The 11,277-nt window shown below is 42.4% G+C and carries 8 protein-coding genes and 1 pseudogene; 3 read left to right on the top strand and 6 right to left on the bottom strand.

What is annotated here, in order from left to right:
• Nucleotides 1-502 precede the first annotated feature (502 nt).
• The 3 genes from LLW17_RS18635 to LLW17_RS18625 form a co-directional block, all read right to left on the bottom strand.
• On the bottom strand, nucleotides 503-1,507 hold the full coding sequence (locus tag LLW17_RS18635) for an alcohol dehydrogenase (protein ID WP_228231805.1): 1,005 nt from the start codon (nucleotides 1,505-1,507) through the stop codon (nucleotides 503-505).
• Nucleotides 1,508-1,601: 94 nt separating this feature from the next.
• The gene (locus LLW17_RS18630) at nucleotides 1,602-2,291 is read right to left on the bottom strand and encodes a CPBP family intramembrane glutamic endopeptidase (RefSeq protein ID WP_228231804.1); all 690 of its coding nucleotides are present in this window, start codon (nucleotides 2,289-2,291) and stop codon (nucleotides 1,602-1,604) included.
• A gap of 9 nt (nucleotides 2,292-2,300) precedes the next feature.
• The gene (locus LLW17_RS18625) at nucleotides 2,301-2,762 is read right to left on the bottom strand and encodes an Lrp/AsnC family transcriptional regulator (protein ID WP_228231803.1); all 462 of its coding nucleotides are present in this window, start codon (nucleotides 2,760-2,762) and stop codon (nucleotides 2,301-2,303) included.
• A 160-nt stretch (nucleotides 2,763-2,922) separates the two neighbouring features.
• On the opposite strand from LLW17_RS18625, the gene LLW17_RS18620 reads away from it, so the two are divergent.
• Together LLW17_RS18620 and dnaK are read left to right on the top strand one after the other, a co-directional pair.
• Nucleotides 2,923-4,158 (top strand): cystathionine gamma-synthase family protein, encoded by a 1,236-nt coding sequence (locus tag LLW17_RS18620; protein WP_228231802.1) that lies wholly within the window; start codon nucleotides 2,923-2,925, stop codon nucleotides 4,156-4,158.
• Nucleotides 4,159-4,499: 341 nt separating this feature from the next.
• Nucleotides 4,500-6,416 (top strand): molecular chaperone DnaK, encoded by a 1,917-nt coding sequence (gene dnaK, locus LLW17_RS18615; RefSeq protein WP_228231801.1) that lies wholly within the window; start codon nucleotides 4,500-4,502, stop codon nucleotides 6,414-6,416.
• 281 nt (nucleotides 6,417-6,697) lie between these two features.
• Here dnaK and LLW17_RS18610 read toward each other — a convergent pair whose 3' ends face one another.
• The 3 genes from LLW17_RS18610 to LLW17_RS18600 all read right to left on the bottom strand — a co-directional run bounded on the left by LLW17_RS18610 (nucleotide 6,698) and on the right by LLW17_RS18600 (nucleotide 9,358).
• On the bottom strand, nucleotides 6,698-7,198 hold the full coding sequence (locus LLW17_RS18610) for an SMI1/KNR4 family protein (RefSeq protein ID WP_228231800.1): 501 nt from the start codon (nucleotides 7,196-7,198) through the stop codon (nucleotides 6,698-6,700).
• Nucleotides 7,199-7,463: 265 nt separating this feature from the next.
• Entirely contained in the window at nucleotides 7,464-8,408 is a 945-nt protein-coding gene (locus LLW17_RS18605; protein ID WP_228231807.1) for a cytochrome-c peroxidase, read from the bottom strand.
• A 452-nt stretch (nucleotides 8,409-8,860) separates the two neighbouring features.
• Nucleotides 8,861-9,358, bottom strand: coding sequence for a hypothetical protein (locus LLW17_RS18600; protein WP_228231799.1), 498 nt, complete (start codon nucleotides 9,356-9,358; stop codon nucleotides 8,861-8,863).
• A gap of 206 nt (nucleotides 9,359-9,564) precedes the next feature.
• Between LLW17_RS18600 and LLW17_RS18590 the strand changes: the two are divergent.
• Nucleotides 9,565-11,137, top strand: a pseudogene (locus tag LLW17_RS18590) (IS1182 family transposase).
• Nucleotides 11,138-11,277 lie beyond the last annotated feature (140 nt).

The following is an 11,277-nucleotide window of genomic DNA, read 5'->3' as shown; positions in this document are numbered from 1 at the left end:
TGGGTAAAATATCACCGGTGCAATACGCAAAGCTTCATTCTATTGGGGCTAGCCCCAATAGAATGAAAAACAATAATTTTAAACAAGTTTTGGAAAATTAAGCAGTTCTAATCTAGGGAAGCTTACAAGTATTACAGAATTCATCTTGAATTTTCAATTTTGAATGCTCTAGTCATTTCGACCGCTAGGGAGAAATCGCATTAGTCGGTTTGCAATGCGAAGTAAAATTAGAATCAGGAATACAAAATCTGGAAGTTTGAAATAAGACCTTGAATTTTAGACTTTAAATTTAGGATGCCGGAGTCATTTCGAGCGTTAACTGTTGGAAATAGGAGGTGCGAAATCTGAATACAAAATTGGAAATGAGAAATAAGTAATACAAAATCTGGAAATTTAAAGGAAGACCTTGAATTTTGGACTTTAAATCTTGAACCTTAAATAACATAAAAACGACCGCCGGAATATACCGGACGGTCGTTTAAATATTAGATTTAAATCTGAATTAAGGAACCAAAACCACGCGGAAACGAGCTTTGTTGTTCATCATTTTACTGAAAGCTTCCTCCACATCATCAAATTTGAAGGTTTCAATCATCGGTTTGGTGCCGGTGAGGGCGCTGAAATTAAGCGTGTCTTCACTTTCAATGGCAGTACCACTAGGCCATCCGGAAACCGATTTGCGGGCCATAAGCAATTGCATAGGGGATACTTTTACCGGGTCTCCGGTTGCACCGATGCAGATGAGTTCGCCATCAATGCCCAAACCGTCAATTACCGAGGTAATGGCATCGGCGTGTGGTGCTGTGGCAACAATAAGTTTTGCTCCACCTAGTTTTTGTAATTCTTCAACCGCATCCTGATTGTCTGTGGCAATAAAATGATGCGCCCCCAGATCGTGAGCCAGTTTTTTCTTGTCTTCGGAAGTAGAAATCGCCACGGTGCGCATGCCCATTTTGTTCGCATACTGAACAGCCAGGTGACCCAAACCGCCTATTCCCTGAACGGCAACCACGTCTCCAGCTTTGATATTGCTGTTACGCATCGCATTGTACACCGTAATACCGGCACAAAGCAAAGGAGCAGCTTCTTCCGACTTTAATTCTTCGGGGATGGCCGCGATGGCTTCCTGCGGAGCGGTCATATACTCGGCATAACCGCCATCGTAGGAGATACCCGCAATTTTGGCATTTTCGCAGTTGATAAACTTCCCGCGGCGGCAAGGCTCGCACTCAAAACAATGTCCGCCATGCCAGCCCACACCCACACGCTGTCCTTTTTTCCATTGTTTGACATGGCTACCTACCGCATCAACAATACCTACGACCTCGTGACCGGGTACTCGTGGATATTCGATACCGGGGAAGTGTCCTTCCTTGACCATATTGTCACTGTGGCAAATACCGCAGGCTTCTACTTTAATTAATACTTCATTTTCTTTTGGGGTTGGGATGTCAACGTCAACAATGTTGAAGTCGGCACCCGGTTTAGGGACTTGTATCGCCTTCATAAATATATTTTTTTGGTTTACTTACAAAGTACAAAACCCCTTGCTTATTATGCGTCAAGGCTTTGTTAAAGCAGGATGGCGCAAAGCGAAATGCTTACGAATTCAGTTGATAAAGCAGCACGAGAATGATAAACGGAACCAGGTTGTTGAGTGCGTGTGCGGCGACTGACCACAGGATATGCCGGTTTTTAAGTTTGATGTAACCAAAGATGAAACCCGAAGCAATGCGCGGCAAAATATTGAAAAATAAGGGAAGGTTTAGGGTAAAAACAGCCACGTAATTGGTGATGTGCATCAATCCGAAGCTTATCGATGTGACTATCCAAATCCATTTGTAGTGCCTGGTGAGCCAAACCCGCAAATGCCGCAATTTATAGGGATTGAAAAGCTGAACGCCGATATACGTGAGGCAGCCCAGAAAGATGAATAAAAAAAGGACCCGTACCAGCCAGTTTACGTCTTCAGGGATAAACAGGTTGGTGGCGTAAACGATCCACGAGGAGCAGAAGAGTACGACATCCAGATGCGAGGGTTTTAGCAGGCTGCGGTGCATACATTCTTCAACTACGGGTGCGACGACGAGTATCATAACTGCTGCTTTAAATGGATTGTTGCGCAGCATTTCGGTGATTCCGCTTTGTGAATAGCCGGAAGTTTCTACTTCCTGGAACATAGTGGAAAGCAGTGTTTTGATCAGAGCTATAAGCAGGTACAAACCAAAAAGCCACAGCAGGCTGTGGTATAAAATCTGTTTTTTAGAAGAAGAATGTAGGTTTGCCGGCACAAGCGGGGTTTAGAACAAGGGTATGACCGTTGCACGTTTAACTTCGTTTAATACAAAGGTGCTTTTTATTTGAGAAACATTGGGCAGAGCGGCCAGTTTTCCGGAAGAAAAGGTATGATACGCCTGTAAATCTTTAACCACAACTTTTAGTAAAAAGTCGTTAGCGCCGCCCATCAAATAGCATTCTACCACTTCAGGAATGTCTGCGACGGCTTTATCAAAAGACTCTAGGGCGTCCAGTTTTTGACTTTCCAGAGAAACGGAGCAAAAGACGACCATAACCGTGTCTAGCTTAGACGGGTCGAGTACGCCAACATATTTGCTGATGATACCTTTCTGCTCATAACGCTTGATACGCTCGTATATAGGCGTTTTAGTCAGATTAAGGTGGGACGCGATGTCTTTTATTGGAGTTTTACTGTCTTCCTGCAGGATGGCTAGCAGTTTTTTATCGGTGTCGTCGAGTTTCATAAAGGGGAATTTTTCCGTTATATCGCTTATGGGGACGAAAGATTGGTGGTTATTTTCCTGTTTTAATTTTAAAAATAGGAAAAATTATGGATTTTTTAAGGTATTCCAAATCTGAGTCTGGTTATTGGTAGTTTTACCAAACAATTAAAATTAGACTCCTATGAATCCCGAAAGCTTAATGATGACCCACGGTTACAAACCCGAACTTTCTGAAGGTGCGATCAAACCACCGGTATTTCAAACTTCTACTTTTGTCTTTAAAACTGCAGAAGCCGGAAAGGCTTTTTTTGAAGTGGCTTACGGGCTACGTGAAAAGGCAGATCAGGAAGAACTGGGGCTTATTTACAGTCGCATCAATAATCCCAATCTGGAGATTCTTGAAGACCGATTGTCGCTTTGGGATAAGGCAGAGCAGTGTGCGGTTTTTGAAAGCGGAATGTCTGCCATAAGCACGGTGATGCTCGAGTTTTTAAAGCCCGGTGATCTGTTGCTCTACAGCCGACCTACCTATGGCGGAACCGATCATTTTATCAATCATTTTTTAAAGGAAATAGGAGTAGAGGCTATTGGTTTCAGACCCGATCAGGATGAGGCGGATATTGCCAAACTGCTTGACGAAAGCGGTAAAGCCCATAAGCTGAGCTTAATTTATATTGAAACCCCCGCTAACCCCACCAATGAGCTGATTGATATCGCGATGTGCAGAAGACTGGCAGACCGCTACAGCAGAAGTGACAAAAAGGTACACCTGGCGACTGACAATACCTATATGGGGCCGTTGTGGTGCAGTCCGCTAGAGCACGGTGCAGATATCGTGATTTATTCGGCTACCAAATATCTGGGCGGACACAGCGACCTGATTGCCGGGGCGGTGCTGGGTTATGCTGCGGTTATGCAACGCATTAAGGTCTTGCGTACATTTTTAGGGAATATGGCGAGCCCGCACACCTGCTGGTTGTTGTTGCGCAGTCTGGAAACTCTAAAAGTACGCATGGAACAACAGGCACACACCGCAGAGCGGGTCGCCGCGTATCTCAAGACGCATCCTAAAATCTTAAAAGTGCATTATCTGGGCTGCCTTGCGGAAGGTTCGGAAGCTTACGCGCTGTATAAAAGACAGTACACTTCTCCCGGAGCTATGATTGCCTTTGAAGTAAAAGGTAAAGAGGCCGAAGCTTTTAAATTTCTCAACAGTCTTAAACTGGTAAAACTGGCGGTGAGTCTGGGCAGCACCGAAAGCCTGGGGCAACATCCCGCCACGATGACGCACGTGGGCCTTGATCCTGAAATGAAAGAATTCATGGGTATCAATGAGCGCCTCGTTAGGCTGTCTGTAGGTCTGGAACACGAGGAAGATCTTATTGCCGATATCGAAAATGCACTGAGTCTGGTTTAGGGTTCTCGGTTTTTTATTTCTTCTTTTTGAAGATGGCTGTTCACACTATGGGATTTGTTGTTCTCTGTTTTCTATTCTCTTTGTTCTTTACTCTTCTCAGGTCTCAAGTCTGATATCTAAAATCTCTCGCCTAATTAAGCAAGAGGGATAGCAGCGGAAATCCTTGTGGGGTCTTTAGCCCCACAAGATTGCAGCGTATAGCCCGACAGCAAGCGCCCTTTTTTGGCGATTGCTGACTTGCCCAACTGGAAATTATGACAGCTTGTCAGTGATTTTGTGGTGGCACAAAGATTGACTTTAAGTGTGCGAACAAAATTTAATAACACTTAAAATTATATATAATGAGTAAAATCATAGGAATCGACTTAGGTACTACAAACTCGTGCGTTGCCGTAATGGAAGGGAACGAGCCTGTGGTAATACCTAACGGTGAAGGAAAACGAACTACACCTTCGGTAATTGCATTTGTAGAAGGTGGCGAAATCAAAGTAGGGGATCCTGCAAAAAGACAAGCGGTAACTAACCCAACCAAAACGATCTCTTCGATCAAGCGTTTTATGGGGAACAAGTTTAGCGAGTCTTCTAAAGAAGTAGATAACTCTGCTTACAAAGTAGTAAAAGGAGATAACGATACGCCTCGTGTAGATGTGGATGGTCGTTTATATACTCCGCAGGAATTGTCTGCAATGATTCTTCAGAAAATGAAGAAAACTGCAGAAGATTATTTGGGTCAGGATGTGACCGGCGCGGTAATTACCGTACCTGCTTACTTTAATGACTCGCAGCGTCAGGCAACTAAAGAAGCCGGAGAGATTGCAGGTCTTAAAGTAGAGCGTATCATTAACGAGCCTACTGCTGCTGCTTTGGCGTACGGTCTTGATAAAAAAGACAGCGATCAGAAAATCGTTGTATTTGACTTTGGTGGTGGTACGCATGACGTGTCTATCCTGGAGTTGGGTGACGGTGTATTTGAAGTATTGGCTACAGATGGTGACACGCACTTAGGTGGTGATGACGTAGATAGCAAAATCATCAACTGGTTAGCTGAGGAGTTTAAAGCAGAAGAAGATATGGACCTGCGTAAAGACCCAATGGCTTTACAACGTCTTAAAGAAGCTGCTGAAAAAGCGAAGATTGAATTATCATCTTCAAGCCAAACTGAAATCAACCTGCCTTACGTAACGGCTACTGCCAGCGGACCAAAACACCTGGTGCGTACGCTAACCCGTTCTAAGTTTGAGCAATTGATTGACGATCTGGTACGCAGAACGATTGAGCCTTGTGAGTCTGCACTTAAAGCTGCCGGACTTTCTAAGAGTGATATCGACGAGATCATCCTAGTAGGTGGTTCTACCCGTATCCCTGCAGTACAGGAAGCTGTTGAGAAGTTCTTTGGCAAAAAACCAAGTAAAGGGGTGAATCCTGATGAGGTAGTTGCTGTAGGTGCTGCGATACAAGGTGGTGTACTTACCGGTGACGTGAAAGATGTATTGTTACTTGATGTAACTCCGCTTTCATTAGGTATTGAGACTATGGGTGGTGTGATGACCAAATTAATTGAGGCCAACACAACTATTCCTACTAAAAAATCTCAGGTATTCTCTACCGCAGCAGACAATCAGCCAAGTGTGGAAATCCACGTATTGCAAGGTGAGCGTCCTATGGCAAATGACAACAAGACTATTGGTCGTTTCCACTTAGACGGTATTCCACCGGCACAGCGCGGTACGCCACAGATCGAGGTAACTTTTGATATTGATGCTAATGGTATCATTAAAGTAAGTGCCGAAGATAAAGCGACCGGTAAGAAACAGGACATCCGTATTGAAGCTTCTTCAGGTCTTACCGAAGAAGAAATCAAAAAGATGAAAGCGGAAGCGGAAGCTAATGCTGAAGCAGATAAGAAAGCCAAAGAGCGTGTAGATAAATTGAATGAGGCCGATCAGATGGTATTCCAGACTGAAAAGCTTCTGAAAGAATCTGGCGATAAGCTTTCTGCCGATAACAAATCGAAAATTGAAGGTGCTCTTGAAGAATTGAAGAAAGCACATGCTACCGGAGAAGTTGAAAAAGTGCAGCCTGCATTAGACAACTTAAACGAAATCTGGAAGTCTGCTTCTGAAGAGATCTATAAAGCACAGGCTGAAGGTGCTCAGGGCGGTGCACAACCGGGACCTGACGCAGGACAAGCCGGAGGCAAAGCTGAAGGCAACGCCAGCAGCGATGTGGAAGATGTAGATTTTGAAGAGGTGAAGTAAGCAGAGAAACGCATTCGCCTCCAGGCGAATGCGTGTGAATCGCTTATCCCAAACTTGTTTTGGAATCTTTACCACAGAAGTTTATAAGCTTAAATAAGCGAAGCAAAAAGCACTGCTAAAGTGTAAACAGTAGCTTCTTTAATTAGAAAACCCGATGCGGAAAGCATCGGGTTTTTTTATGGGGAAAATGGAGTGGAAGCCTTTGAGGTGGAGGTTTAACTAATTGAGATGTTATAAGAATTACAGGTTTTTGCAACGATTATCGTTGTTCTGTACAGTTTTCATTCAATTCCCTTTGATGTGTCTAAAAAGTATTCTGTCAGATTTTTATATTCAATTTCTCCCGGAATCCAACTCGCAAATTTCCAATATTTCCAGTTATCATTTTCGTCAATTGGCGGTATTAAAAGAAACCATTGTTCTTCTTGCTTTCCAGCAATAATTATGCTTTGGTTTAATTTTTTTCCTATTTCAGCGTTACCAGTTTTTATCCAAATTTGAATTGTTTCTGGATCAAAATCTCTTAAATATTGAATTTCACTTATTTTCTCAAAACTCGGTTCAACAGCGTCATTATAAGTCGGATATCCGTTCGCTATTTTTAGAAATTCTTTGTAATCAGCAGGTAATTTAATTACAAGCCTTGATTCCGTTTCCTCAATTTCTTTCCGGGTTGCTGGAAGATTTCCAATCCAATTATTTTTTATTTGCTCGGGAGTAAAATAATTAGTGTCTCTTGTGTTCAATGACTTTTGGAATAAATCAGTCAGTATTTTTTTCATTTCACTTGTTTGATTTGAGGTCTGTTCTTCCAAATTCTTTGAAGCTTCACAAGACAGCAAAAAAAATAGTATTCCGAAAGTTAGTTTGTTATTTGCGGTCATTTTAAAAATTGTGCACAACACTCTTGTATACGGGTCAGTTGCGTGTTTGAAATTAACAATTTTAGGCTAAGCAATATAAGTTAGTAATTATAAATGGATTTGGACATAGCTTCCCGAAGCCTGAGGAAGCCGTAATTGCGTGTTTATAGCGTTGTACGCTATTTTATTGAAATGGGTCACTCCATTTTTCTTCGGAGCTGACGCTGTTGTCTGTCAATGTTTTTAAGAAGGCTACCAAAGCCGCTTTTTCAGAATCTGTAAAATTGAGTTGAACAGGATTACCGTTATCATCCCTTAATGCTGCAGAAAGGGTAGGATGCGCCTGTATTCCACTGTTGTAGTGCTCCACAACTTCTTCCAGGGTTGCAAATCTGCCATCGTGCATATAGGATGCTGTAAGCTCAATGTTTCTAAGGCTTGTCGTTTTAAAACGACTCTCAAAAATGGGATTGGTAAAAACAGCGCCGGCACCGAAATCTGTTGTTACCAAATCAAGGCCATTGTTTTGCGGCCCCGGATTTGCACTTACAAATGCCTCTGTGGTATGACAACCAAAACAAGCGCCACCACCATTGGGTATGGTTTGAAAGAATAGGTTTTTGCCCAAATTCTCTTCATCTGTAAAGTTGGTGAAATTTGCTCCGGGCGAATTGGCTAAAGCTCTTCCTTCATCGTATTTACTCGAAAAGCTTACGATACTTCGAACAAATTGAGATAAGGCTCTTGAGATTCTATCACTGGTAATTTCGGGATCGCCAAATGCATTTTCAAATAATTCAGGATAAAATTCCTGTTGCTGAACTGCGCTTACGACCTGTTCTAAAGTCATTCCCATTTCAACCGGGTCTTGAAAGGGCTGAAGCACCTGCTCTTCTAAAGTACCTGCCCGTTCATCCCAAAAGAAACGTCCGCGTTGATAAAATCTTGAATTGATCAAAGTCATAGAGTGGCGACCCGTGAGACCGCCATCAAAGCCAGGGCTTAACCGAGCATCATCTGAAAAACCGTTTTCCTGTTTATGGCACGAAGCACAGGCGATAGTCCCGTTAGCACTCAATTTTTTGTCATAGAAAAGCACACGACCTAAAGTTGCCCCTTCATTGGTTATGGGATTATCGTTTGGGGTATTGTCTAATCCGTTTATGGATGTGGGTAAAGGCTGTCCCGGGACATTGGTTGTAAAATGACCGGGTAAGTTTAGATTGATATAATCGAAGGCTTCTTCGGGAAGATTAATGATTTTAGCCTCAATGGGACGTAATTTTCATCGTCACTGCAGGAAACCAAACCAACGAGTAGCACGAACAGAAGCGGTTTAAAATTCAGATTAACCATATTTTGACAGGTTGAGGTTTCTCTGTTAGGACTTTAAAATTTTTGAAAGGTTTAATGAGGGCTTATTTAGGGTGCTATAGATCGGGAAAAACGTGTGAATGGTTTACGTATTCCTAAACATTTTAAAACAAGAAAAGCCCTCTATCCCGAGGCTTCGGGAGGTTTAGATAGATCGATTTTTTAGAAATTATGGACTTGTGCAACGATTACCGGTGTTGCCCACAGTTATTCTTTCCGGTTCGCTAAACGTTTAAGTTTCCTTATTTCTCTCTTCGATGTCTTTTTCATTGTCTTTGTTCGTGTGCAAATACTCGATGTATAATAAGGTTTTAATTTTGTTCCCTCGCCAAACGAGTTTAGATAAAAATCAATTTCTGAAGAGTAAATTAAATAATCGGTATTTAAATCAAAATTTATTCCGCAATCAGCACCACCAGCAGTACTTGCTATTATGATAAATTCTGTTTTATTTTTTCCCTCAATAAATTCCGAAACTTTAAACTTAAAATCTTTCCATCTATATTCTCGAATATAATGTTTGCCACCTTCTAGTGGAATCGTATCCGATGCAGTTCTTTCAACAATATCTACCAATCTGCCAGTAAATATCAAATCACTTCGTTCGAATTCATTTTTGATATTAACCTTTATGCACGAGCACGCATAAATTCCGTTTAATGAGAATATTATTAGTGATAATGTTATTAATATTGTTTTTTTCATAATTGTGGGCAACGGTTAGTATATGAAAAGTAGGCGATCACAAAGCACTAAACTTTCGATTAAACAAGAACTTTGATACGAGCCAAAAGCTTTGATTTTATTGCTGTTCCGCCTATTTTTTATATACATTGTGCCTGTTGCACAAGTTAGCAAAAAGCTAACATACGGTTTACCTGTAATTTACAATTGAGTTGTAATTTCATGGTATGCAAGGAAAGAAAGTATATCAAGAGCAGCTCTTCAACAGTTTTCAGTTGAGTGAGCGGGTACCGGTTACCAACTTCTATCGGCGTCTAAAGGAAGCATTAAACCTTGATTTTCTCTATGAACTCACCCGGGACTTTTACGGTAGCAGTGGTCAGAAGAGTATTGATCCGGTGGTGTTTTTTAAGCTCTGTCTGGTGGGTTATTTAGAAAACCTGCCTTTGCCGGCAGGCAGGCATCATCAGCGACCGCAAGCTTATCGAGCACTGCAGTATGCGTTTGGATATTTTGTATTTTATCGGTTATGATATTGATGAAGAATTACCCTGGCATTCTACCATCAGCCGAACGCGGCAGTTGTTCCCGGAAGAGGTGTTTGAATCGGTTTTTACAAAAGTATTCATTCTTTGTGTAGAAGCAGGTATGGTGAGCGGTCATACCCAGGCTATTGACAGCGCTCCGGTAAAGGCCAACGCTTCGATGGACACTCTGGAACTTAAAGTGCCTGAGGAAGAACTGGAGTCTCACCTGCGCAGGGTTCGTCACATCAGTACGATGGATAAAGAGCAGCCTTTTCGCAAAAGCAAAGAGGATAAATCAAATAAAGACCAGCGCAGCATAACCGCTAATGAGCAGGAGTTAAAAGCTATAACTACCCGCAACAAGCGTTGGAGTAAGGATCAGGACCAGCGACCGGGAGCAGGAAATAAAGGCAGTAAATACACCAGCAATAAAACCCACTATAGTCCTACTGACCCTGACGCTCGTATTAGTGTGAAACCGGGCAAAGCCAGAAAACTCAATTACCTGAGCCAGCTAAGTGTAGATACGGGTCATCATGTGATCACCGACATTAAAGCTTATCACGCAGACGGTAAGGATAACCAGCAACTTCCCGATATTGTTAAGCGTGTAAAGCGGCGCCTGTGGCAGCAGGGTCTGGTCTGGGAGAACTGTGTTGCAGACACGGGCTACAGCTCCGGTGAAAACTATGCATTTTTAGAGCGTCAGAGAATCAAGAGTTTTATACCTGCTCACGGCACATTTAAAGGCGGTCCCGAAGGCTTTGAGTATGTTGAAAATAAAGATCATTACCTATGCCCAAAGGGCAAAATAATCCCGTTTACCAAGGAGTTCAACGATTACAGAACGGATACCCGCAAGAAGGAATACCGAGCCCGCAAACATGTATGTATGGATTGCCCCATACGCAGCAGCTGTCTGGGTAAAAGTGCTCAGGAGAAAAAGTTTAGCGTCACGTATTATCGGGCAGAATACCAGCGTAACATCGCCCGGGTAGAAAGCCCACAGGGCCGGTATATGAAAGCTAAGCGCCAAAGCACGGTAGAACCTGTTTTTGGCACCTTGACTCAGTTTATGGGGTTAAGAAAGGTAAATACCATAGGATTAAAGCAGGCCAACAAGTGTATGCAGCTTGCTGCCATTGCCTACAACATTAAAAAGTACCTGAAGTTTATTGAAAAGCGCACCAAAAGCGGGGCAGGGATGCACGGCTTGAATTTTAAACTAAAAACAGTGAGCATCCCCCCATTTGTAGGGCAGTTTTCAGCTTAAATTAAGTTCCGGCTATATTGACTAAGCTGCTTTTTGTTGTTTGTTTAAATACTTTACCAGCGGTATTTCGTTTTCTATTCCCTGATGCCTTCTTTTTGTATTGTAATAACTAAAATACGTTTTTAATTGTTGGTATAGAT

This window comes from Leeuwenhoekiella parthenopeia (genome assembly GCF_020782115.1).
In the GTDB taxonomy this organism is placed as follows: Bacteria; Bacteroidota; Bacteroidia; order Flavobacteriales; family Flavobacteriaceae; genus Leeuwenhoekiella; species Leeuwenhoekiella parthenopeia.
Note: the sequence above shows the minus strand (reverse complement) of the source record. Positions and strands in the feature narration are given on the sequence as shown.